The following is a 23706-nucleotide window of genomic DNA, read 5'->3' as shown; positions in this document are numbered from 1 at the left end:
TCTCGGTGTCAGACACGGATCCCCCTCGGGATGGTCAGGCGCTGCACGATGGCGAACGCGATTTCGAAGACGGCGGCCACCACGAGGCACATGAACGTGCCGATGAGGACCTGGGGGAAGGCGTTGGCCGCGCCGATGCGGGTGATGCCGGTGAGGAGCAGCTGACCGAGGCCCGGTCCCTGCACGATGGAGCCGACCACGGCGATCGAGATCGAGATCAGCGTGGTGACGCGGATGCCGTTGAGGATGACCGGCCAGGCCAGCGGCAGCTGGATCGTCAGGAGCCGGCGGACGCGGCCGTAGCCCAGGCCGCGGGCCGACTCGAGGACGGCGCGGTCGACCGAGGTCAGGCCGGCCACCGTGTTCCGCAGCACCGTGTAGAGCGAGTAGACGGTGAGCACGATGATCGCGGTGGTGACGCCCAGCCCCGTGATGGGCAGGAAGAGCACGAACAGCGCCAGCGAGGGCACGGTGAGCACGGCCGCCGTGATCAGCAGCGAGCCCTCGCGGATCCCGGTGGCCCACCAGTCGAAGCTGAACCGGGTGGGGTTCGGCTCGCCGGTCGACACGATGAGGCCGAGGACGATGCTGATGGCGGAGCCGATGCCCACGCAGATGAGCACGTAGAGGAAATGCGCCTGGGTCAGGAACAGGATCTGCTGGCTGTTCGCCGAGAAGTACTGGAAGACGTTCACGACACTCCTTCCTTTCTGGTCGGAGGAACGGGGCGGGTGGTCGGAGGGCGGCGCTGCCGGGGTGGTCGGGGAGGACCCGTCGCCGGGGGCGGCAACGAGGCGCCGAGGGCGCGGGAGAGATCGGCGGCGGCGCGCAGCACGCCCGCGCTCACCTCGGGCAGCACGGGGTCGATCCGGGAGTCCGGCCCGGCGACGCCGACCGCGGCGACGACCCCACCGGCGGCGTCGCGCACCGGCGCGCCGACGGCGAGCAGCCCGCGGTCCATCTCGTGGCGGGCGAGCGAGTGGCCCCGCTCGCGGTCCTCGCCGATGCGCGCGACGAGCTCGTCGAGCGACCGCGGGGCGCCGGGGCCGGCCTGGGCGAGGCCCTCGGGGACGATCAGGCGGGCGACGGCGGGGGTGTCGAGGTCGAACAGCAGCGCGCGTCCGGTGGCGGTGCAGGACAGGGGCACGATCCGGCCCACCCAGCCGATGGCGCGCAGCTCGCTGTCCGGGGCGGCGGTCGCGACCGTCATCGACGAGCCGCCGCTGCGCACGCAGACCTCGACGCGCTCGCCGAGCAGGGCGGCCTCGCGCTCGACGAGGGCGTCGGCCTCGTCGCGCAACCGGCGGCTCACGGCACGCACCCCGAGGGAGAACAACCGCGTGCCGATCCGGTACCGCAGCGTGCCCGCCTCGCGCTCGACGAAGCCGGCGTCGGCGAGCAGGCGCAGCAGCCGCGAGATCTGCGACTTGTCCCGCCCGAGGGTGCGGGCGATCTCGACGACGCCGAACGAGGTCGGCACGTCCGCGCCGCCGACCGCACCCCCGAGTCCGCGCGACTCCGGGTCGCCGAGGAGCTCGAGGATCGCGAGCGCACGGTGCACCTGGCCGCCCTCGAGGCCGCCGCGCACGGGCCGCTCGTCCTCGGCGGCTTCGGTGGCGTCGGCCCCGTCCGGGTCCGCGTCGGTGACGGCCGGGGCGCTCGACGGGGCGGTGGCGGTCGGGGTCGACGGACGGCGCGGGGCTCGCGGGCTCACTCCGGGTCCCCCTCTCGGCTCCCCTGACGCCGGGAGCGCGAGGGACAACGGTCGTTGTCTGTCGGGCAACGGCCGTCGAGAGGTTAAGGGGAGGGCCACCGGGTTGTCACCCGGAAGTTGGTTCTTTCTGGTCGGTACGTCACGCCGACATCGGAGCAACCTCGTCACGCACGGTCGGAATCGCCGTGACGCGAGCGCGAACGTTCCTGGTCAGGGCGATGCGGCCCCGTCAGGGTGAACGATCCGAGGCCGGACCGTGACGTGGCGTGATCTCGCGAGATCCACCCGGCCGGGCGGTACCCGGGAGCGGCGCGTTGCAGATTCCGCCGACGCGCGGGGCGGGATCAGCGCTCGCCGGTGGGCAGCTGCGCGGTCCGGTCGAGGCCCCACAGCTCCAGCAGCCGCGCCTCCAGCCGGTCGAGCTCGGCGGCCACGGCGAGGTGCGCCCGACGGCGCCGGGCGGTCGGCATCTGCTCGGCGGAGCGGACGGCGGCCTCGAGGTCGGAGAGGCGGTCGCGGGCGTCGCGCGCGAAGGCGCGGACGTCGGCGTCGCCCTCGCGGCGCCGCTCGATCTCGCGCACGGAGGTGGCGAGGTTGTGCGCGCGGGCGTAGAGCCCCGTGCCGCGGCCGGAGAACGACGACAGCTCGTCGGGGGCCACCCCGAAGCGGCGCGCGCGCTGCTCGTCGATGCGGGACCGGGCGGCGCCGACGGCCTGGTAGACCAGCGGCGCGGCGATCGGCACGACGATGCGGGCGATGCCGATCCAGCGCTTCACCGTGGCCCCGGTGAGGTGGGTGTCCTCGGGGTCGGGGGCCTCCGCGGCACGGCGGGCCTCGACCTCGGCCGCCTCCGCGCGCTTCTCGGCCGCCTTCCGGTCGGCCTTCGCGGCCCGACCGGCCTGCTTCTCGGCCTTCGCCGCGTGCTTCGCGGCCTTGCGGGACCAGATGACCACACCGTCCCCGCCGTCGAGCTCGACCGTGTGACTGGTGCGCCGTGCCATCGGGTTCCTCCCCGCCGTTGCCCCGGGAGGTCCCGGGACGATCTCCTCGCGGGGACGGTTCCCCACCCGGGGCCGGACCCTAACGGTGGTGCCCCCTCCGTGGGCGGTGACACGGAGACCGTCGGGGGTCCGTGGCACCCTGACGGCCATGAGCAGCATTCCCGACGGCGGGTCGGTGCCGGCTCCGGGCGCGGTGCTGCTCGACGCCGCCGTCACCACGCGGTGCCGGCGCCGGGTGCACCTGGAGCACGATCCGGCCGCCGGGCGGGCCGTGGGGGCCACGGGCGTGGAGGGCGCAGGCCAGATCGTGCTGCCCGAGCCCGATCCCGGGGTGGAGATGCGGGTGGCCGACGCGGCGGAGCACCGCGCCCAGCTCGCCGCGCGCTTCGCGGCCGACCTCGTGGACGCCTACCGCCGGGTGCCCGACGGACGGCGGTCCGAGCGGGTCGAGGCGACGCGCGCGCTGCTGGCCGACCCCGCCGTCCGGGCCGTCGGTGCCGCCGAGCTCCCCCCGGACGAGGGCCGGCGGGGGCACGCCGAGCTGCTCGTCCGCGCGGGGGGCGACGACGCCGGGTGGTACCCCGTGATCGTCGTGCGCCACCGGGTCACCGACCCGGGCACCGGGGCGCTCACCTCGCCGCTGGACCGCCCGCACCCGTCGTCGCTGACCGTCGACCCGGACCGCAAGCCGCGCGCCGTCTCCCGGGACGTCCTGCGGCTGGCCCACCTGCACCGGATGCTCGCCGCCGCCGGGCTGGGCGCGCGCCGGGCCTGGGGCGGCGTGGTGGGGCTGGACGCCGACTGCGTGGTGTGGACCGACCTCGCGGCCGGGCCCGGGCAGGAGGCGGGCCGCAGCCCCCTCGACACCTACGACCGTCGCTTCGCCGACCGGCTGGCGGTCGCCACGGCCGCCCGGACCGGCGGGCCCGCGCTCGCCGAGCCGTCGCGCATCACCGAGTGCCGCCGCTGCCCCTGGTGGCCGGTGTGCGAGTCGGAGCTGCGCCGCGCCGACGACGTGAGCCTCGTGGTCCGCGGGGAGGACGCGCTGCGCCTGCGCGGCCGCGGGATCACCACCGTGCGTAGCCTCGCCGCGCTCGACCCGCGGCAGGGGCTGCCCGCGCCCACCGAGGACGGCGACGAGCAGGTGGGGGGCGAGCTGACGGCCGACCTGCGCGAGGCGGTGGCGCTGGCCCGCGCCTGGCGGGCGGACGTGCCGCTGGTGCGTCGGGTGCGCCGGCCCGAGGTCCCGCGGGGGGCCGTGGAGGTCGACGTCGACATGGAGAGCCTCGGCGAGGACGGCGCCTACCTGTGGGGCGTCCTGCTCTCCGGGGTCGACGTCGGACTCGACCACGGCTACCGCGGCTTCGTCACCTGGGACCCGGTGCCCACGCGTGACGAGGCGCGTTCGTTCGCGGCGTTCTGGGCCTGGCTCACCGACGTGCGGCGGCGGGCGGCCGAGCGGGGGCTGTCCTTCCGGTCCTACTGCTACAACGAGCAGGCCGAGAACCGCTGGCTGCGCGGGTCGGTCGAGCGCTTCGCCGGCGAGCCGGGCATCCCCGCGGCGGCCGAGGTCGAGGCGTTCATCGCCTCCGACGAGTGGATCGACCTGTTCCCGGCCGTGAGCACCTCGTTCCTGTGTCCCCACGGCAAGGGACTCAAGCGGGTGGCGCCGTCCGCGGGGTTCGGGTGGCGGGACCCGGAGGCCGGCGGGGAGAACTCGATGCGCTGGTACCGGCGGGCCGTGGGCCTCGACGGCGAGCCGCCGGAGCCCGCGATGCGCGACCGGCTGCTGATCTACAACGAGGACGACGTCCGGGCCACCCACGCCCTGCGGACGTGGATGACCTCGGACGCCGTGCTGGCGGTCCCGCACCTCGACGACCTGCGGCCCGACCCCGGGGAGCCCGGGGCGCCGCAGGACCGGGTCAGCGCGGCTGCATGCGCAGCGCCCCGTCCATGCGGATGACCTCGCCGTTGAGGTAGTCGTGCCCGACGATCATGCCGACGAGCGCCGCGTACTCGGTCGGGTCGCCGAGACGCTGCGGGAACGGCACGCCCTTCGCGAGGTCCGCGCGGAAGGACTCCTCGACGCCCGCGAGCATCGGGGTGTCGACGATGCCGGGGGCGATCGTCATGACCCGGATTCCGTACTGCGCGAGGTCGCGCGCCGCGGGCACCGTCATGCCGACGACGCCGCCCTTCGACGCCGCGTAGGCGATCTGACCGATCTGCCCCTCGAAGGCGGCGATCGACGCCGTGTTGATCACGACCCCACGCGCGTTGTGCTCCAGCGGCTCGGTCTGCGCGATCGCGGCGGAGGCGAGGCGCATCACGTTGAAGGAGCCGATCAGGTTGACCCCGACGACCTGCGAGAACACCCCGAGGTCGTGCGGGCCCTTCTTCGACAGCACGCGGCCCGCGGTGCCGATGCCGGCGCAGTTCACGACGACGCGCAGCGGGAGCCCGGTGCCCACGGCCGCGTCGACGGCCGCCTGCACCTGGTCGCCGTCGGTGACGTCGGCCGGGACGTAGTCGACCCGCTCCAGCTTCTCGGCGTCGTCGATCGCCTTCGGCAGGTCGATCGCGATGACGTGGGCGCCGTCGGCGGCCAGTCGCCGGGCGGTCGCCCCGCCCAGACCGGACGCCCCTCCGGTGACGATGGCGGCGACGTCGGTTACGTCCATGGTGGGTGCACTCCTCGGCAGGTGGTCCGGTGGCTCGGGTGGCCCCGCTCGGGCGGAGGCTATCCCCTCGACGGTCAGCGCTGACCGTTACGGGTCGGGGTCACACCCGACCGGGCCCGACCGGACGTCAGGAACGCGTGATGCCGAACTGCCAGTCGTCGAGGTAGCGCGACGCGAAGCCGGCCTCGCAGTAGGCGAGGTAGAAGTCCCACATCCGCACGAAGGTCTCGTCGAAGCCCAGGCCCCGCACCTGCTGCTCGCGGGCGAGGAAGGTGTCCCGCCAGCGGTGCAGCGTCTCGGCGTAGTCGAGGCCGATCGAGCGCCGGTCGTCGATGTGCAGCGTGGTGTGGCGGTCCAGGGTCTGCTCGATCGCCTCGACGCTGGGGATGATCCCGCCCGGGAAGATGTACTTGTGGATCCAGGTGTACGACGACTTCGTCGCCTGGAGCCGGTGGTGCGGCATCGTGATGGCCTGCAGGCCGAAGCGGCCGCCGGGGGCGAGCAGCCGGTCGATCGTGCGGAAGTACTCCGGCCAGTAGCGCTCGCCGACCGCCTCGATCATCTCGATGGAGATGGCCGCGTCGTACTCGCCGCGGGCGTCGCGGTAGTCGCGGATGTCGATCGTGATCCGGTCGGAGACGCCGGCGGCCTCGGCGCGGGCGCGGGCGAGCTCGGCCTGCTCGACCGACAGCGTCAGGGTGGTGACGCGGGCGCCGCGCTGCGCGGCGCGGATGGCGGCCTCGCCCCACCCGGTGCCGATCTCGATGACGCGGGAGCCGTCGCGGACGCCGGCGAGGTCGAGGATGCCGTCGACCTTGCGGTGCTGGGCGGCGGTGAGCGACTCGAGGTGCTGCCCGTCGGGGCCGACCGGGCCCTCGAACCAGGCGGCGGAGTACATCATCGACTCGTCGAGGAAGAGCTGGAACAGGTCGTTGGACAGGTCGTAGTGCCGGTGCACGTTCTCCTGGGAGACGGCGGCGTCGGCGGCGCGCTCCTCGCGCGGCTGCCCGCGGTCGTAGAGCCGGCGCAGGTTGCGGACCGGCTTCGGGACCAGCGACTCGATGTGGTCGGTGAAGCAGCGCATGACGCCGACGAGGTCGTCGGAGTCCCAGTCGCCGACCATCCAGCCCTCGCCGAGACCGATGAGTCCCTCGGTGCCGAGGCGGGTGAAGAACGCCTCCGGCCGGATCACGCGCATGTCCGGGCTGGTCGCGTCGCCGGCGCCCTCGCTCGACCCGTCGGGCCAGGTGAGACGCATCGGCATGCGGCGCACGGCCGCGCGCAGCAGCGAGCGGGCGATGACCATCCGCACCCGGTTCTCGCCGGGGTCCTGCAGCCCCGGCCAGACGCCCTCCGCGGGGCGCGGCACGACGCGCTCGGCGCGCAGCGGGGTCCGGTCGGGCACGGGCACGGTGGACGACACGGCGGTGGTCCTCTCGACGCTGGGGTGTCAACGGGCGACGGAGTTCGTCGGCAGCACCTTCGCCGCCGACGGCCCGATCGTTCGGACGCGTGTGGTGGTGATCTCGCGCCGTTCGGTCGGGAGCTGCGCGATCGTGCCCGTGTCGATCACGATCGCGTCGGTCGGGGTTCTCGTCGGATACCGTGCGGCGGTCGGCGGACGAGGAGAGGGTGACCGCGCGGTGGACCCCAGCGAGGAGCTGCAGCGGCTCGACGCCGACCTCGCCGCGGGACGCGTGGACGCGACCTCCTACCGGCGTCGCCGGGACGAGCTCCTCGCGCGCCGCCGCGAGGAGGAGGCGTCCGCCCGGGCCGCCGCGGCTGCGACGGACGTCACGTCCGGTGCGCCCGTGCCGGCGCCGGTCGAGCCCGCCGTGGACCCGCTGCCGGTGACCCCGGTGCGGGGCGAGGTGTCGACCACCGAGGATCGCCCCGGGTCCGCCGGGCCGACCGGAGGGGCGGGCCGGCCCTCGGCTGTCGCGTCGGACCCGCTGCCGCTCCTGCCGGACGTGGCCGATCCGCTGCCACCCGAGCCGGATCCGCTGCCGCCGGAGCCGGATCCGCTGCCACCCGAGCCGGATCCGCTGCCGCCGGTGCCGGAGCCGGAGCCGCTACCGGAGCCGCTGCCGGTCGTGCCGCCAGTTGGCGAGGGGCGCCCACGGCCCATCTATCCGACCGAAGGTGCCCCTCGGTCAGCGGCTGAACCGGTGCCGCCGGTTGGCGAGGGGCGCCCACGGCCCGTCTATCCGACCGAAGGTGCCCCTCGGTCAGCCGGGAGTGCCGCCCCGCCCCTGCCGTCCGACCCGTTCCCGCCGCCCTTCCGGTGGGGCCCCGCACCGGGGACGCCGGACGCGGACGCCACCCAGGTGGTGCCCGACGACGGCGAGCACACGCAGGTCGTGCCGCCCTCGACGTTCCAGCCCCCGACCTTCGCGGCGCCCCCGGCGTCCGGGCCCCCGCCGCCCGGGTCGCCGGCCGAGCGCACGCAGGTGGTGCCCGGCGACCGGGCGGGGCGGCGGCCGTCGGCGCCCGTGCCCGCCTCGCGCACCACCCCGCCGTGGGTGGAGCGGGCGCCGGAGCGGCAGGACCCGTCGTCGGGGATCGCGGGCTCGGACGTGTTCTACGGCGGCCGCCGGGACCTGGCGTCGACCCTGGGGACGGTCGCGGTGGTGGTCGTCGTGATCCTGATCCTGGTGCTGTCCTTCACCCTCGGCTGACCTACGCTCCGCCCTCGTGGCGACGCTGGTGACCTTCCACGCCCATCCCGACGACGAGTGCATCACCTGCGGCGGGGTGATGCGCGCGGCCGCCGACGCGGGCCACCGCGTGGTGCTCGTGATCGCGACCGGGGGCGAGCACGGCGAGATCGTGCAGGACGTCCTGGACCCGGGCGAGACGCTCGCGCACCGGCGGCACCTCGAGACGCTGGCTTCCGCCCGCATCCTCGGCGCGGCCCGCACCGAGTTCCTCGGCTACGTCGACTCCGGCATGGTCGGCACCGAGACCAACACCGGCGAGGGTGCGTTCGCCGCCGCCGACGTCGAGGAGGCCGCGGGCAGGCTCGCGGCGATCCTGCGGGAGGAGGACGCCGACGTCCTCACCCACTACGACGACCACGGCGGCTACGGCCACCCCGACCACGTGCAGGTCCACCACGTCGGGCAGCGCGCCGCGGAGCTCGCCGGCACGCCGCGGGTCTACCAGGCCACGACCAACCGCGACGAGATGCGCCGACTGATGGCGATGGCGCGCCAGATGGGGATGGGCGACGGCGAGGGACCCAGCGAGCTGGACATGGAGACGATGGGGACGCCGGAGTCCCAGCTGACGACCCGCGTCGACGTCACGCCCTGGCTCGCGGCCAAGCGCGACGCGATGCGCGCCCACGCCAGCCAGATCGCGCCCGACCCGTTCTTCCTCGCCCTGCCCGACGAGGCCTTCGCCGCCGCCTTCGGCACGGAGTGGTTCCTGCGCGCCGGCGAGCCGGCCGGCGGGCCGTTCGAGACGGGCCTGTTCGGCTCCTGATCCGCGTAGCCTCGCGCCCATGAGCTGGTTCGGTCGTGACAAGCGCGAGATGGTCGACCCCGCCGACGCCCTGCCCGGACGCCGGTCGCCGCTGCCCACGCTCGAGCGCAGCCTGGTCAACGGCCGCCCGCTGAAGCCGCCGTTCCCGGAGGGCCTGCAGACCGCGGTCTTCGGCATGGGCTGCTTCTGGGGCGCCGAGCGGCTCTTCTGGAACCAGCCCGGCGTCCGGGTCACCGCCGTCGGCTACTCCGGCGGCTACACGCCGAACCCGACCTACGAGGAGACCTGCACCAACCGCACCGGCCACGCCGAGGTGGTGCTCGTCGTGTTCGACCCGGCCGTGATCACCTACGAGCAGCTCTGCCGCCTGTTCTGGGAGGAGCACGACCCGACGCAGCGGATGCGCCAGGGCAACGACGTCGGCACCACCTACCGCTCGGCGATCTACTACGCCGACGACGCGCAGCGCGCGGTCGCCGAGAGCACCCGCGACGCCTTCCAGGACGCGCTGACGGCCGCGGGCCGCGGCGCGATCACCACCGAGATCGCCCCGCTCGGCGCGTTCTACTACGCCGAGGACTACCACCAGCAGTACCTGCACCGGATCCCGAACGGGTACTGCTCGATGGCCGGCACCGGGGTCAGCTGCCCGACCGGGCTGGGCGTGCGCACCGAGCAGGGCTAGCCTCCGCGCCCGTGGAGATCACGGTCGAGTCCGACGGACTGCGCCTCGGCACGACGTACCTGCGGGCCGAGGACGAGTCGCTGGCCGGTCCGGGCGGGCGGCCGTGCGTCGTCATGGCCCACGGCTTCGGGGCCACGCGCGACTCGGGCCTGCGCCCCTTCGCCGAGGCCTTCACGACGGCGGGTGCGGACGTCCTGCTCGTCGACTACCGCGGCTTCGCCGACTCGGAGGGCGACACCCGACGGCACGTCGACCACCGCGCGCACCGTTGCGACTACCACGCGGCGGTGGCCCGGGCGCGGCTGATCGACGGCGTGGACCCGGAGCGGATCGTGCTGTGGGGCTCGTCGTACTCGGGCGGCCACGTGGTCGCGGTGGCGGCGGCCGACCGGCGGATCGCCGGCGTGATCTCCCAGGGCGCGGCGATGGACGGGCTCGGCGCGCTGGTCGAGATCCTGCGCTACGGCGGCCCCTGGCAGTTGCTCAAGGTCTCGGCGCACGCGGTCGCCGACGCGGTCGGCCACGCCCTCGGCCGGCGGGAGCACCGGGTGGCGATCTACGGCCCGCCCGGCGCGGTCGCGGCGATCACCTCGCCGGACGCGGAGAGCGGGTACGGCGCGATCGTCGGCCCGTCGTTCGTCAACGACATGCCCGCCCGCGACATCCTCACGATCCCGTTCAACCGCCCCGTGACCGCGGCGCCCCGGGTCCGCTGCCCCATGCTGCTCGTGGTCGCCGCGTCGGACTCGATCGCGCCGCCGTCCGCCGTCCGCACGGTCGCGGCGACCGCCGGGGGACCGGTCGAGACCGTGGAGATCGACTGCGGCCACTTCGACATCTACCTCGGCGAGCCGTTCGCGACCTCGGTCGAACGCCAGGTCGCCTTCGTCCGTTCGATGTAGCAGCACCCGTCCGGGTGGTCTGACGCCGTGGGCGAAACACGGCGGCGCGCGCGGCGATACCCAGGGTGTCAGCGGGTTGTGAGGACCCGCTCTTCTCGGGGGAGAACACCATGGGCCGTCACCACGCCGCCGCCGCGCTCGTCGAGCTCGCCGCCGTCCCCGCCCCGCGGGTGTCGTCGGACGCCGCGCTGCGCTCGACGCCGTTCCCGGTGATCCCCGCCCCGCGGCGCGCGCCCGAGGCCACCCCCGCCCCCGTCGCCGTGCCGGAGCCGCGCGGCTGGCGCGCCCGCCGCGCCGCGAAGGCCGACGCCGCGACCGCCCGCGCCCAGGCCGTGGCCGTGGCCCACGCCCAGCGCCGGGCCCGTCAGGTCGCCCTGGCCTCGCTGACCGACTGACCGACTGATCGAGCCGGCACGGACGAACGGGCCGTCCATCACGATCCGACGTGATGGACGGCCCGTTCGTGCGTTCCGGGGCGAGGGTGGGGATCAGCCCTCGAGCACGTACCCGCGGCCGCGGATGGTGCGAATGCGCTCCGCGCCCAGCTTGCGGCGCAGGTAACCGATGTAGACCTCGACGATGTTCGAGGTCGGCGGGCCGCCCCACACGCGCGTGACGAGCTCGTCCTGCGACATGGCCTGCCCGCGCGGGTGCCGGATGAGCGCGTCGACCACCGCGTACTCGGTGCGCGAGAGGCTGACCGGCTTGTTCTCGACGAACACCTGCTCGAGCGCGGTGTCGACCATGACCTCGCCGCGGCGCAGGTAGAGCTGCGCCGTCGGACGGTCGTCGCCGAGCCGCAGGCGCAGCCGGGCGAGGAGCTCCTCCATCGGGAAGGGCGTGACCAGGTAGTCGTCGTGGCTCGCGCGCAGGGTGGACACCGTGCGGTCGCGCGCCTCGGGCGAGGTCAGCGCGATCACCGGGGTCCGCGGGCTCTCGCGGTGCAGGTCGGCGAGGACCTCGACCGGCCGCAGGCCGCTCATCTCCACGTCCAGGACCACCGCGCGAGCACCGCCCGCCCGGGCTGCGGCCCCGACGCTCCAGCTCTCCCGCAGGAGTTGGGGTTCGAAGCCGTTGGACCGCAACGCACCGACGAGCACGCTCGTTGTGCGGTGGGGAGGAGCCACACACAGCACGCGGCCCCGCTCCGCGTCCGCATAACGATTGGGTTGCATCGCGGACCAGGCTGCCGTGTGGACGGCGCGGGGGCAACGAGCCAGCGCCGAACGGCGGTGTGGTGTGTGCGACGGGCGGTTCCCTGAGAGCGAGAACCGGCGTCCGTCGCAGCGATTCCTCCGAGCGGAGCAGTGGATCTGCTCGTCGTCGCGTCTCGGCGTGCGGTCGACGGCATCGAGAGGTCTTCACTCTCAGATCACGGTCCGGTGACGGCCGGCGCTCCTAGCGTTCCGATCCGCTCCCCCCACGCAGCGGCGACGTCCGGGCTCCCCCGACCGAACACCCCGAGCCCCGGCCGACCGGACGCCGCCGCCGCGACCCGGACCGCTCCCCAGGTCCGGGACCGAAGAACGTCTGGAGGTCGTTCGCCCATGCCCCGACGTGGACGACATCGCACCCGGCTCCCGCTCCGGCTCCTGGCCGTCGTCGCCGCCCTGCTCGTGGGCGGCACCGCCGTCGTCCTCGGCGGCAACGCGCTGGCCGAGGACAACGGCGGCGACTCCGGGGGCGGCAGCAGCATCCTGTCCGCCCTCACCGGCGGGAAGTCCGACTCGAAGGACTCGGGGGACTCGAAGGACTCCGACGACTCCGGCTCCGACGACTCGGACTCGAACGACTCGGGCGACTCCGGGGACTCCGGAGACTCGAAGGACTCGAAGGACTCCGGCTCCGAGGACGGGTCGAAGGACTCGGGCGACTCCGAGCGCTCGCAGGCCAGAGGCACCGGGCACGACGGTGACGGCAACGACGACGGCGGGCAGGACACGTCCCCGGACGAGTCCAAGAAGACCGGCGACCAGAAGAAGGACGACCAGGACAAGCAGGCCAAGGGCGAGAAGAAGGTCGAGTTCCCGGGCCGCGACCAGATCCAGGCCGCGGGCGCCGACGAGTACGTCGACATCCGGTCCGTGAGCCGCAACGGCAACATCGGCGACGGCGGGTCCTTCTCCGAGGGCAGCTACTCCGTGGACTGCGGCGTCAGCGACCACAACAACTCGGACAACTACATGGCCGCGCCGGGCAAGCGGAACGGCGCCCAGCACGTCCACGACTACGTGGGCAACACGTCGACCGACGCGAACTCGAACGACGACTCGCTGCAGGCCGCCGGGACCTCCTGCAAGAACGGTGACAAGAGCACCTTCTTCTGGCCGGTCCTGCGCGACCTGAACGGCACCGGCGACGACGTCGGCCGGGACGGCGGCAGCCTCGACGGCAACGTCGGTCGCAAGCTGACCCCGACCTCGGCGCAGCTGACCTTCCGGGGCCACGGTGACCAGGAGGTCGAGGCGCTCCCGCAGCACCTCATGATGATCATGGGCAACGCGAAGGCCAAGGCGCAGGACGGCAAGAACGCCAACGCGAAGTACACCTGCACCGGCTTCACCGACCGGGTCACCGACAAGTACCCGATCTGCCCGAGCGGGTCGAACCTCGTGCGCCTGCTCGACTACCCGAGCTGCTGGGACGGCCAGAACCTGGAGTCGAAGGACCTCCGGTCGCACATGGCCTACCCGGAGGAGAACGGGCGCTGCGGTGAGGGCTTCAAGGCCGTGCCGGCCCTGCGCATCACGCTGACCTACGACCAGCCGGCGGGCCGGGCGTTCGCGATCGACTCGTTCCCGGACAACCAGCACGACCCGGCGACCGACCACTCCGACTACGAGAACATGGCCACCGAGGCCCAGAACCAGGCCGGAGCGGACTGCATCAACGAGAAGAAGACCTGCATCAACGTCGCAGGCTGAGCGCCGCCGCGCGCACCCCCTCGCGCCCCGTCGCCCGACGATCTACCGTCGGCGGCGGGGCGCGAGCGCGTTCCACGGGAGTCCGAGCAACGGGCTGAGAGGGGACCTGGCGGTCCCGACCGTTCGAACCTGATCCGGATCATGCCGGCGCAGGGACACGGAGGGTGTCATCCATGAGCACGTCCACGCCCACCCACGACGAGGTGGCCCCCACCCTCGACGGACCCGTCCCGCGGTCGCTGGGGTTCCTCGACCAGGGCGCCTTCTGGGCCAACCTCGGCGTGAGCCTGCTCGGGTTCGCCGGGGTCCTCGCGGTGCTCCAGCCCGCCGGCGCCCCGCCACTGACCGTGGCGGCGGCGGTGGTCGCGACCGTGGTCGGCACGATCATCGGCAGCGCGATGGTCGGCCTGTCGGCGATCCCGGGGGCGCGCAGCGGAGCGCCCGCCATGGTGGTGCTGCGCGGCCTGTTCGGCGGCGTCCTGTCCTGGATCCCCTCGGTGCTCAACGTCGTCCAGCTCATCGGCTGGGGCACCTTCGAGCTCGTCGTCATCGCGCAGGCCGGCACGCTCGCGATCGGCGGCCCCACCTGGGCGTGGGTGGTCGGGGCCGGGGTGGTGACGACGCTGCTGACGTTGCGCCCGCTCGGGATGCTGCGGCTGCTGCGCCGGGTCGTGACGATCCTCGTGGCGATCTCGGTGGCCTACCTCGCCTGGTGGTTGTTCACCCGGCCCGCCGCGGCCGACCTCGGGGCGAGCGGTTCGTGGGACGGGTTCTGGGCGGGGACGGACGCCGCGATCGCCGTGGCCGTCTCCTGGATCCCGGTCGCCTCGGACTACTCGCGGCACTCGCGGCGGGTCCCGACGGCGTTCGCCGCGGCCACGGTGGGCTACGGCGTCACCCAGATCCTCTGCTTCGTCGTCGGTCTCGCGGCGCTCTCGCTCGTCGCGGGCAACGGGGACGAGGTGTTCGCGCCCATGCTGGCCGCGCCGCTCGGCGTGGTCGCCCTGGTGATCCTCACGCTGCGCGAGACCGACCAGTCGTTCGCGAACGTCTACTCCACGGCGGTGTCGGCGCAGAACCTCGTGCCGCGGGCCGACCGGCGGGCGCTCTGCCTGGCCATCGGTGCGCTGATCACCGTGCTCGGGCTCGTCGTCACGATCGACGACTACGCGGTGTTCCTCGCGGTCATCGGGTCGATCTTCGTGCCGCTGCTCGGCGTGGGCGTCGGGGAGGCCCTGGTGAACCGTTCCTGGGCGGGCGGCGCGACGGGGGACGGGGCGAGCCGGCTCGACCTGTCGCGCTGGGCGCCGTCGCGCCCGCTCATGGTCGTCGCGTGGGTGGTCGGCCTCGCCGTCTACCAGCTGATCAACCCGGGCGGGGCGCCCGGTTGGTCGGACGCCTGGAGCGCCCTGCGCGACGCGATCGGCCTCGTCCCGCCGTCGTGGCTCTCGGCGTCGCTGACGTCGTTCCTGGTGGCGGGCCTCGTCGCGGCGGCGTTCGCCGCCCTCGTCGAGCGCGGTACCCGTCGGGAAAGGGCCTCCGCCCGGGGTTGAGATCCACGCCCACCGGGGGAGCCCCGCGGGTCGGATGCGCACCCGTGCATCCCGCCTGCGGAGGGAGCGTCATGCGAGCCGTGGTCTACAAGGGGACGAACGAGGTGGCCGTCGAGCAGGTCGACGACCCGCGGCTGGAGGCGCCCAACGACGCCCTGATCCGGATCACGACGACCGCGATCTGCGGCTCCGACCTGCACATGTACGAGGGCCGGACGGTCGCCGAGACCGGCATCGTGTTCGGGCACGAGAACATGGGCGTCGTCGAGGAGGTCGGCTCCGGCGTCACGCGCGTGAAGAAGGGCGACCGGGTCTCGCTGCCGTTCAACGTCGCCTGCGGGTTCTGCCGGAACTGCCTCGCGGGGAAGACGGCGTTCTGCCTGACGGTGAACCCGCCCTACGCGGGCGGCGCGTACGGCTACGTCGGGATGGGGCCCTACACCGGCGGGCAGGCCGAGTACCTGCGGGTGCCGTTCGCCGACTTCAACGCGCTCGTGCTCCCGCCCGGCGACGAGCACGAGAACGACTTCGCGATGCTGGCCGACATCTTCCCCACCGGCTACCACGCCACCGTGCTGGCGGACCTGAACCCGGGCGAGTCGATCGTCGTGTTCGGCGCCGGACCGGTGGGCCTGATGGCCGCCTACTCGGCGGTGATCAAGGGTGCCTCGAAGGTCTTCGTCGTGGACAAGGTGGCGTCCCGGCTGAAGCTCGCCGAGGACATCGGCGCCGTCCCGGTCGACTTCTCGGCGGGCGACCCCGTGGAGCAGGTCGTCGACGCCACCGACGGCCTCGGGGCCGACAAGGGCGTCGACGCGGTCGGCTACCAGGCGACCGCGAACGACGGCGAGGAGCAGCCCGCCGTGGTGCTCAACCAGCTCGTCGACGCGGTGCGGCACACGGGCCGGCTCGGCATCGTCGGGCTCTACCTGCCGCAGGACCCGGGCGCGCCGGACGAGAACGCCGCGAACGGCCGGCTGCTGTTCAACGTGGGCCGCTTCTTCGAGAAGGGCCAGAAGATGGGGACCGGGCAGGCCGACGCGAAGGCCTACAACGCCCAGCTGCGCGACCTGATCGTCGCGGGGCGGGCCACGCCGTCGTTCGTGGTGTCCAAGGAGGTCCCGCTCGACGAGGCGCCGGACGCCTACGCGCGCTTCGACGCCCGCGAGGACGGCTACTCGAAGGTCGTCCTCAAGCCGTAGGTGGCTGCGCCACGTGAGCACTGTCCGTGGCCGGAGCCACGGACGGTGCTCACCTGCCGACGAAGGAGGCACATGAGGTACCGCACGCTGGGCCGGACCGGCATCAAGGTCAGCCCGTACTGCCTGGGCGCGATGATGTTCGGGGCCATGGGCAACCCGGACCACGACGACTCGATCCGGATCATCCACCGCGCGCTCGATGCGGGGGTGAACGTCGTGGACACCGCGGACGTCTACTCCCGGGGCGAGTCGGAGGAGATCGTCGGGAAGGCGTTGAAGGGCCGCCGCGACGACGTCGTCCTCGCGACCAAGGTGCACGGCGGGATGGGGGACGACCCCAACCGCGCCGGGAACTCCCGCCGCTGGATCGTCGCGGAGGTCGAGCACTCGCTGCGCCGGCTGCAGACCGACCACATCGACCTCTACCAGATCCACCGCCCGTCGCCGGACACCGACGTCGAGGAGACGCTCTCCGCGCTCACCGACCTGGTGCGCAGCGGCAAGGTCCGGGCCGTCGGCTCCTCGACGTTCCCCGCCTCGGAGATCGTCGAGTCGCACTGGACGGCGGAGCGGCGCGGACTCGAGCGGTTCCGCACCGAGCAGCCGCCGTACTCGATCGTCAACCGCGGCATCGAGCGCGAGGTGCTGCCGGTCTGCGAGCGCTACGGCATGGGCACGCTGGTGTGGAGCCCGCTCGCGATGGGCCTGCTGACCGGGCGCTACCGCAAGGGGCAGGAGACCGACTCGAAGCGGATGTCGTTCGCGTCGGGCCGCCTGACCGACGAGCGCAAGCTCGACGTGGTGGAGCAGCTCGTCCCGCTCGCGGAGAAGGCGGGCCTGTCGATGACCCACCTCGCCATGGCGTTCGCGGTGGCGCACCCGGGCGTCACCAGCGCGATCATCGGGCCGCGCACGATGGAGCACCTCGACGACCTGCTCGCGGGGGCCGAGGTGACGCTCGACGACGAGGTGCTCGACCGCATCGACGAGATCGTGCCGCCGGGCACCGACGTCGACCCGGGGGACGTCTCGTACGCCCCGCCGGCGATCGAGCACGCCGGGCTGCGGCGTCGACCCGTGGCGGAGCGGTCGGCGGCGTGACCCCGGGGAGGAAGTTGCCCGTCCTCCGATCGTGAACGTCCGGCGGTGCGGTACAACCATTCCCGTATCCGCCAGGGGAGGATCGGACCGTGAGCTACCCGCAGCGTTCCTGGAACGACGGCGACGTCGAGGTCGTCCCCGGACGCCTCTGGGCGGGCGGGGTGGCCACGGCTCTCGTCGCCGCCGGCATCGCGTTCGTCGGTGTGCTGATCATCAACAGCATCTTCGAGGTCGGGATCCAGACGGCGGGCCGGTCGGGGGCGTTGGTCGACAACGCCTCCACCGTCATCCCCGTCGCGGCCGCGATCGCCGCGCTCGCCAGCACCGCGCTGCTGCACCTGCTGCTGATGACGACGCCGCGGCCGGCCTCGTTCTTCTCGGCCATCGCGGTGCTCGTGATCGTCGTGCTGATCCTGCAGGTGTTCCTCGCCGAGGGGTCGATCTCGGCGCACATCGCCACGGGCATCCTCTACGCGGCGATCGGCATCGGCATCGTGTCGATGCTCTCCGGGGTCTCGGCGACCTCGGTGCGGCCGGCGCAGCGCGGCGGCTGGGGCGGCCGGGCCTACGAGCCCCCGCCGCAGCAGGCCTACGACGGGCGCTACGACGCGAACTACGGTTCGTACGACCCGCAGGCGCCGTACCCGCCGCAGGGCGGCTACGGCAACCCGCAGGACCGTACGCAGCGTTACGACCCGCGCGACCAGCGTGGGCAGTGGCGCTGACCGAATCCCTGTCGTGATCACGAGCAGTGATCGCGTCCGGACGCACCGGCGTCATATCAAGCGATCGTGAGGCTCATCGCTCCCACGACCGCTCGGCTTGACCGGTCCGGACGGGCCTGACGACGATCGATCGTCCTGATCCTGCGGACGGGCGTCCTCGCTCGTCCGCGTGCTGGTCACGCCCCGGCGTGACCGAAGGGTGGTCGCCATGACGTCGACGGTGAACGGGTTCGATTCCGCAGTCGCCGGAGCAGGACACGCGGGACACCTCGGCAGCGAGGCGGCCCGCCGCGAGCACGGCCGCCTGGGGGTCGGCACCTACCGCGGCCCCGGCGCGCTCGCCGCGGCGCGGCAGGCCCTGCGCGTCGCGCTCCCGGAGCCGAGCAGTCGCTTCGACCAGAACGACGAGTGGTGCGTGGTGCAGCAGCCCGACGGGTCCTGGTCGGAGTTCCGCTTCCACGACTACCATCGGATCTTCGACGTCCCCGGGCTGTACGAGAAGATCTTCTACGACGTCCTCGGCTGCGACACGCCGCGGTTCATGGCCGACCTGTTCGCGGACGCCCTGGCGGGCAGCCGCGAGTCGGCCGCCGACGTCCGCGTCCTCGACCTGGGCGCCGGCAACGGGATCATGGCCGAGGAGCTGTCCACGATCGGCGTCGGGCACGCCGTGGGCGTCGACATCCTCACCGAGGCCCGCGCGGCGGCCGAGCGGGACCGGCCCGGGCTCTACGCCGACTACGTCGTCGCCGACCTCACCGCCCTGCCGGCCGAGGCGGAGCGGACCCTCGCCGACCACCGGCTGACCGCCCTCGCGGTCGTGGCGGCCCTCGGCTTCGGCGACATCCCGCCGGCGGCCTTCCGCACCGCCTACGACCAGATCGCCGACGGCGGGTGGGTCGTGCTCACGATCAAGGACGCGTTCCTCGCCGAGGACGACACGTCCGGCTTCGCGCGGATGATCTCCGACGGTCTCGCCTCGGGGGCCCTCGAGGTCGTCCGCCGCGAGCGCTTCCGCCACCGCCTCGCCACCGACGCGAGCCCGCTCGTCTACGAGGGGATCGTCGCGCGCAAGCGCGGTCCGCTGGGCTGAGCGGTTCCCGCTCCGCACGGGGTGGGACGTGCATCTCTTACCGGCCGGTCGGGCCTCCGGGCCCGGCCGGCCGGGCTGTTTTCCTGGCAGTGTGAAGGGGCACACATTCATGCGAACGGTGGTCCGGACAGGCACGCCCGGCGCGAGGGGTGCGGGACCGCCCGGCAAGGAGAGAAGGCATGGCCGCCACCAGCGACCCCGGACGCAGCGGACCCCCTGCGCTGCGAGCCCCCGACATCGCCACCGCGATGGAACGGGTGGTCCCCGATGCAGTCCTCGCCCGGACCGACCCGGCCCTGTTCGGCCGCACGGTCCTCCAGCTCGCCCAGGGGTGGGTGACCCACCCCGGTGAGGTGGGCCGCGCGGCGTCGTCGTTCGCCGCGCTCTCGGCCCGCATCGGCGCGGCCGCGACCGGACGCGCCCTGCGCGGACTCGCGGGCGGCGGCGTCGAGAACGACCCGTCGACCGAGCCGGTGCCGACGAGCAAGGACGGCCGGTTCAAGGACACGACCTGGGTGGAGAACCCGGCCTACTGGGCGCTGCGCCAGGAGTACCTCGCCCTGGTCGCGCTGCTCGAGGACCTCGTCGGCGCCGCCTCGCTCGACGCGGACTCCGACGACCGCGCCCGGATGCTGATGAGCCTGATCGGCAGCGTCGTCTCGCCGACCAACGTGCTCCCGGGCAACCCCTCCGCGCTCAAGCGCGCGTTCGAGACCGGCGGGTCGAGCGTCGTCGCCGGCCTGCGCAACGTGCTCGACGACCTCGCGACCAACGGCGGCAAGCCCCGCCAGGTCGACAAGAGCGGACTGCGCGTCGGGAAGGAGCTGGCCGCGACCCCGGGCAAGGTCGTCTACCGCAACCGGCTCATGGAGCTCGTGCAGTTCGAGGCCCAGACCGACGAGGTCCACGCGGTCCCGCTGCTGTGCAGCCCGCCGTGGATCAACAAGTACTACGTCATGGACCTGGCGCCGGAGCGCAGCCTCGTCGAGTGGGCGGTGCAGCACGGCCACACCGTGTTCATGATCAGCTACCGCAACCCGGACAGCTCGATGGCGACCACGACGTTCGCCGACTACCTCGAGCTCGGCCCGGCCACCGCGCTCGACGTGGTCCAGGAGATCACCGGCGCCGACAAGGTCAACGTCATGGGCCTGTGCCTGGGCGGGCTGATGGCGGCGCTGCTGACCACGCGCTGCGCGGTGCGCGGCGACGACCGCATCAACTCGCTGACCCTGCTCAACACCATGCTCGACTACTCGAGCGTCGGCCCGATCTCCTCGTTCGTCAGCCCGGAGATCGCGGACCGGCTGGAGAAGTCGATGGAGCAGACCGGCTACCTGCCGGCCGAGTCGATGGCCACGACGTTCGACCTGCTGCGCGCCAACGACCTGATCTTCAACTACATCGGGCCGAACTGGCTGGAGGGCAAGGCGCCGCCCGCCTTCGACATCCTCGCGTGGAACACCGACTCCACGCGGATGCCCGCCGCGATGCACTCCTTCTACCTGCGCCACTTCTACCTCGACAACGAGCTGTCGAGGGGCGAGCTGGAGATCGACGGCGAGCCGCTCACGCTCAAGGCGGTGCAGGCGGACACGTTCATCGTGGCGGCCGAGAACGACCACATCGCGCCGTGGAAGACCTCCTTCACCTCCACCGAGCTCCTCGGCGGCGACGTCACCTTCGTCCTCTCGACGGCGGGTCACATCGCCGGCGTGGTCAACCCGCCCAGCCCCAAGGCCAAGCACTGGGTCGGCACCGTGGGCGCCACCGGTTCCGACGCGCCCGGTCCCGACGCCTGGCGGCAGCGCTCCACCGAGGTCCAGGGCTCCTGGTGGGAGACCTGGATCGCGTGGATCGACGAGCGCGGCGGCGAGAAGCAGGACCCGCCGCCAGTGGGCAGCGAGGCGCACCCGGTCCTCGGGGACGCACCCGGGCAGTACGTGCTCGGCACGGGCTGACCGGTACCCGGCGGGGCGGGAGGCGGACCGGCCTCCCGCCCCGCCGTGTCCCGTGGCCGGGCCGGGGTGCGTGCCCGGCGCGTGACCATCGGGTCACCGGGCCGTGACGTGCCTTGACGCCGCCACGGACGGACGGCACCGTGTTGCGTAGAGCGCGACGGCGGTGCGGGGACCGCAACGGGGCGCTCCGACCACGAACTGTCCGCGAACGGTTGCCCCATGGACCAGCACCCCTCCGAATCCCTCGTCCGGTCGGCCTCCGTCGCGTGGCGCCGGGTCGTCGACGAGGCCGTCGGCCCGCGCTACGACACGGCGTTCCTGCGCCTGGACCTCCTGCTGACCACGCCCGAGTCCCGGTGCGACTGCCCGGACTGCCTCCTCGAGGTCGACCGCCGACTGGGCGCGATCCTCGCCTCACTCCCACGCCCCTGACACACGCGCGGGTGCTCGGTATCCTGAGCGGTTGATCGGCCGGTCGAGCAGGCCGGCGACGACGCAGCAGAGGAGCCGAGGATGTCGACCTCGAACGGCAGCGCACCCACCGCGAACGTCACCGACCAGGTGGCCGACGCCGTGGCCCGCGGCCAGCAGCTGTTCACCGAACTGACCTCCGGGGTCACCGAGCTCTGGAGCGCCGCGCTCTCCGGCGCGGACGACGCCACCCGTCGCGCCGGCCACGGCACGGTCGTGGGGGGCCTCCCGTCGACCGCGGCGGAGTTCGTCGACCGCGCCTACGACACCGGCATCGCGGTGCTCGAGATGCAGCGCTCGGCCGCGCACCAGATGCTCGGCGCCGTCTCCGCGCTGCGGACGCGCTGACCCGATGTCCTCGCCGAACGGCGCCGCGGGCCGGGCACGCCCCACCACGGACGCCGCCGGGTCGGTGTGGGACGCCCAGCGCCGCGCGCTGGGCGCCTTCATCCGCGACCAGCGGCGTCTCGCCCGGCTCTCGCTGCGCCAGCTCTCGGCGCTCTCGCACATCTCGAACCCCTACCTGAGCCAGGTCGAGCGCGGGCTCCACGTGCCGTCGGTGCGTGTCCTGCAGGCCATCGCCGACGCGCTCGACCTCTCCGCGGAGACGCTGCTCGAGCACGCCGGACTCGTGCGCGAGCAGGCCGGGTCCGCGGGCGGGAGCAGCCCGGCCGCCGACCCCGCCGTCGAGCGGGCGGTCCGCGCCGACTCCCGGCTCACCCAGGCGCAGAAGGAGGCGCTGATCGCCGTGTACCGCAGCTACACCGACGGTCGCCCCGACGCCTCCCACGCACCCGACACCGCCGACGGGGCCGCGCCCCGGACGCCGGAGGGAGTCCACCGATGACCGCCACCACGCCGCGCCGGGCGCCCGACGCCGCGCCCCCCGAGCCGTTCGAGCGGACGCTGTCGGTCGCGAGCCGACGGCTCCGGGTCGCGGTCCGCCCCGCGGTCCCGTCGCCGGCGGGCAGCCCCGCGCCGCGCCCGCTGGTGCTGGTCAACGGCATCGGCGCCAGCCTCGAGCTGCTGGATCCGCTCGTCGCCGCCCTCGACCCGCGCCGCGAGGTCGTTCGCTTCGACGTGCCCGGCATCGGCGGCTCGCAGCTCTCGACCGTGCCGCTGCCGATGGCGGCGCTGACCACGCTGCTGGCCGACGTGCTCGACCAGCTCGACGGGCTCACCGGCACCTCGCACCGCGTGGTCGACCTGCTCGGCCTGTCCTGGGGCGGCGGGATCGTGCAGCAGTTCGCGCTGCAGTACCCGCGGCGCACCGGGAGCCTCGCGCTGGTCTCCACCGGCACCGGCGTGATGATGGTGCCCGCCCGCATCAGCGTGCTGGCCCGGATGCTCACCCCGCGCCGCTACAACGACCCCTCCTACCGGCGCGACGCCGGCCGCGAGATCTACGTCGGCGAGGACCCGGACGCGGTGGACGCGCTCTTCTCGCGTGTCCGGCCGGTGCGGGCGCGGGCCTACCTCCACCAGCTCTTCGCCCTGACGACCTGGACGAGCCTGCCGGTGCTCCCGCTCATCACCGCACCGACGCTCGTGCTCGCCGGCCGCAAGGACCCGGTCATCCCGATCGTCAACGCCCACGTCATGGGATCGCTGCTGCCGCGCTCCGAGGTGCACCTGCACCGCGGCGGCCACCTCGGGCTGCTCACCCGCCCGAACGAACTCGGTCCCGTCGTCGAGGCCTTCCTGGATCGGCACGGTCCCGATCGGGGCTGACCGCCCGTAAGCTGGCGCGCGTGAGTGCGAGACCGGTCACCGGCGTCGACGGGCGCGAGTGGCTCGTGAGCATGAAGATCATGTGGAGCGACCGCTCGGAGCACTTCGAGCACGAGAAGGAGGGCGGCCGCCGCGCCGTCATCGGCATCATCGTGGTGCTCGGGCTGCTCTGGTTCGCGCTCATCGCGTGGAAGTTCCAGGTCGACGCCGTGAGCGTGCCGTGGTGGATCGTCGTGATCCTGCTCGGTGTCGCGGGCTTCTTCCCCGCCCGGTGGGCGCTGCGGCGGCCCCGGCGGCTCATGGTCGAGGGCGGCCGGTGGCCCGACGACGACACCGCCGTCGGCGAGGCGTGGAGCGGCTACGTCCGCGGCCGCACCGAGGCGCGGGCGGAGTACAAGCAGGCCATCAAGACGCTGCAGCGGCGCGGCACCCCCGCCCGGGCCAACAGCCCGCTGCAACCCCAGTAGGAGGGT

At 73.6% G+C, this 23706-nt stretch carries 24 protein-coding genes and 1 riboswitch; of the genes, 18 read left to right on the top strand and 6 right to left on the bottom strand.

Annotated features, from left to right (window positions below):
- Positions 1-8: 8 nt before the first annotated feature.
- The 3 genes from LN037_RS15500 to LN037_RS15490 form a co-directional block, all read right to left on the bottom strand.
- Entirely contained in the window at positions 9-695 is a 687-nt protein-coding gene (locus LN037_RS15500) for an ABC transporter permease (protein ID WP_230754125.1), read from the bottom strand.
- Positions 692-1714 carry an IclR family transcriptional regulator gene (locus tag LN037_RS15495; protein WP_230754123.1) on the bottom strand — a complete coding sequence of 341 codons (1023 nt, stop codon included), beginning with the start codon at positions 1712-1714 and terminating at the stop codon, positions 692-694. Before LN037_RS15495 ends, LN037_RS15500 begins: the two co-directional genes overlap by 4 nt.
- A 344-nt stretch (positions 1715-2058) precedes the next feature.
- Positions 2059-2715, bottom strand: a complete 657-nt coding sequence (locus LN037_RS15490; protein ID WP_230754121.1) for a DUF6474 family protein — start codon at positions 2713-2715, stop codon at positions 2059-2061.
- A 148-nt stretch (positions 2716-2863) separates the two neighbouring features.
- Here LN037_RS15490 and LN037_RS15485 point away from each other — a divergent pair, with 148 nt between their 5' ends.
- Positions 2864-4681, top strand: a complete 1818-nt coding sequence (locus LN037_RS15485; protein ID WP_230754119.1) for a TM0106 family RecB-like putative nuclease — start codon at positions 2864-2866, stop codon at positions 4679-4681.
- On the opposite strand, the gene LN037_RS15480 is transcribed toward LN037_RS15485, so the two are convergent.
- Both LN037_RS15480 and LN037_RS15475 read right to left on the bottom strand, forming a co-directional pair.
- Positions 4641-5399 carry an SDR family NAD(P)-dependent oxidoreductase gene (locus LN037_RS15480; protein ID WP_230754117.1) on the bottom strand — a complete coding sequence of 253 codons (759 nt, stop codon included), beginning with the start codon at positions 5397-5399 and terminating at the stop codon, positions 4641-4643. The two genes, LN037_RS15485 and LN037_RS15480, sit on opposite strands and share 41 nt — an antisense overlap.
- Before the next feature lie 127 nt (positions 5400-5526).
- Entirely contained in the window at positions 5527-6822 is a 1296-nt protein-coding gene (locus LN037_RS15475) for an SAM-dependent methyltransferase (RefSeq protein ID WP_230754115.1), read from the bottom strand.
- Positions 6823-7042: 220 nt separating this feature from the next.
- On the opposite strand from LN037_RS15475, the gene LN037_RS15470 reads away from it, so the two are divergent.
- The 5 genes from LN037_RS15470 (at position 7043) to LN037_RS15450 (ending at position 10867) form a co-directional block, all read left to right on the top strand.
- On the top strand, positions 7043-8077 hold the full coding sequence (locus LN037_RS15470; protein WP_230754113.1) for a hypothetical protein: 1035 nt from the start codon (positions 7043-7045) through the stop codon (positions 8075-8077).
- Between the two features lie 16 nt (positions 8078-8093).
- On the top strand, positions 8094-8885 hold the full coding sequence (locus LN037_RS15465; RefSeq protein ID WP_230754111.1) for a PIG-L family deacetylase: 792 nt from the start codon (positions 8094-8096) through the stop codon (positions 8883-8885).
- A 19-nt stretch (positions 8886-8904) separates the two neighbouring features.
- On the top strand, positions 8905-9570 hold the full coding sequence (gene msrA, locus LN037_RS15460) for a peptide-methionine (S)-S-oxide reductase MsrA (protein WP_230754109.1): 666 nt from the start codon (positions 8905-8907) through the stop codon (positions 9568-9570).
- 11 nt (positions 9571-9581) lie between these two features.
- The gene (locus tag LN037_RS15455) at positions 9582-10472 is read left to right on the top strand and encodes an alpha/beta hydrolase (protein WP_230754107.1); all 891 of its coding nucleotides are present in this window, start codon (positions 9582-9584) and stop codon (positions 10470-10472) included.
- A 110-nt stretch (positions 10473-10582) separates the two neighbouring features.
- Positions 10583-10867 (top strand): hypothetical protein, encoded by a 285-nt coding sequence (locus tag LN037_RS15450; protein ID WP_230754105.1) that lies wholly within the window; start codon positions 10583-10585, stop codon positions 10865-10867.
- Positions 10868-10960: 93 nt separating this feature from the next.
- On the opposite strand, the gene LN037_RS15445 is transcribed toward LN037_RS15450, so the two are convergent.
- A complete protein-coding gene (locus LN037_RS15445; protein WP_084681620.1) occupies positions 10961-11647 on the bottom strand; it encodes a response regulator transcription factor in 687 nt (228 codons plus the stop codon).
- 372 nt (positions 11648-12019) lie between these two features.
- Between LN037_RS15445 and LN037_RS15440 the strand changes: the two genes are divergently transcribed.
- The 12 genes from LN037_RS15440 (at position 12020) to LN037_RS15385 (ending at position 23700) form a co-directional block, all read left to right on the top strand.
- Positions 12020-13396: a DUF1996 domain-containing protein gene (locus tag LN037_RS15440; RefSeq protein ID WP_230754101.1), complete on the top strand. Its 1377-nt coding sequence runs from the start codon at positions 12020-12022 to the stop codon at positions 13394-13396.
- A 64-nt stretch (positions 13397-13460) separates the two neighbouring features.
- A riboswitch (TPP riboswitch) is annotated at positions 13461-13571 on the top strand.
- Positions 13570-14949, top strand: coding sequence for a purine-cytosine permease family protein (locus LN037_RS15435; RefSeq protein ID WP_230754098.1), 1380 nt, complete (start codon positions 13570-13572; stop codon positions 14947-14949). It overlaps the preceding riboswitch by 2 nt.
- A 71-nt stretch (positions 14950-15020) precedes the next feature.
- Entirely contained in the window at positions 15021-16151 is a 1131-nt protein-coding gene (locus tag LN037_RS15430) for a glutathione-independent formaldehyde dehydrogenase (protein ID WP_230754096.1), read from the top strand.
- A gap of 72 nt (positions 16152-16223) precedes the next feature.
- Positions 16224-17252 (top strand): aldo/keto reductase, encoded by a 1029-nt coding sequence (locus LN037_RS15425; protein ID WP_230754094.1) that lies wholly within the window; start codon positions 16224-16226, stop codon positions 17250-17252.
- Between the two features lie 89 nt (positions 17253-17341).
- Entirely contained in the window at positions 17342-17977 is a 636-nt protein-coding gene (locus LN037_RS15420) for a hypothetical protein (protein ID WP_230754092.1), read from the top strand.
- A 208-nt stretch (positions 17978-18185) separates the two neighbouring features.
- The gene (locus LN037_RS15415; RefSeq protein ID WP_230754090.1) at positions 18186-19070 is read left to right on the top strand and encodes a methyltransferase domain-containing protein; all 885 of its coding nucleotides are present in this window, start codon (positions 18186-18188) and stop codon (positions 19068-19070) included.
- A 179-nt stretch (positions 19071-19249) separates the two neighbouring features.
- Entirely contained in the window at positions 19250-21031 is a 1782-nt protein-coding gene (locus tag LN037_RS15410; protein WP_230754088.1) for a PHA/PHB synthase family protein, read from the top strand.
- A 219-nt stretch (positions 21032-21250) separates the two neighbouring features.
- On the top strand, positions 21251-21463 hold the full coding sequence (locus LN037_RS15405; protein ID WP_230754086.1) for a hypothetical protein: 213 nt from the start codon (positions 21251-21253) through the stop codon (positions 21461-21463).
- An 81-nt stretch (positions 21464-21544) separates the two neighbouring features.
- A complete protein-coding gene (locus tag LN037_RS15400) occupies positions 21545-21850 on the top strand; it encodes a hypothetical protein (protein WP_230754084.1) in 306 nt (101 codons plus the stop codon).
- Between the two features lie 4 nt (positions 21851-21854).
- Complete coding sequence (locus tag LN037_RS15395) at positions 21855-22349, top strand: helix-turn-helix domain-containing protein (protein ID WP_230754082.1); 495 nt, start codon at positions 21855-21857, stop codon at positions 22347-22349.
- Positions 22346-23233 (top strand): alpha/beta fold hydrolase, encoded by an 888-nt coding sequence (locus tag LN037_RS15390; protein WP_230754080.1) that lies wholly within the window; start codon positions 22346-22348, stop codon positions 23231-23233. Before LN037_RS15395 ends, LN037_RS15390 begins: the two co-directional genes overlap by 4 nt.
- Before the next feature lie 20 nt (positions 23234-23253).
- Positions 23254-23700 (top strand): hypothetical protein, encoded by a 447-nt coding sequence (locus LN037_RS15385; RefSeq protein ID WP_230754078.1) that lies wholly within the window; start codon positions 23254-23256, stop codon positions 23698-23700.
- The last annotated feature ends 6 nt before the right edge of the window (positions 23701-23706 follow it).

The organism is Actinomycetospora soli (assembly GCF_021026295.1).
Classification (GTDB): domain Bacteria; phylum Actinomycetota; class Actinomycetes; order Mycobacteriales; family Pseudonocardiaceae; genus Actinomycetospora; species Actinomycetospora soli.
This window is presented reverse-complemented; position numbering and strand designations above follow the sequence as displayed.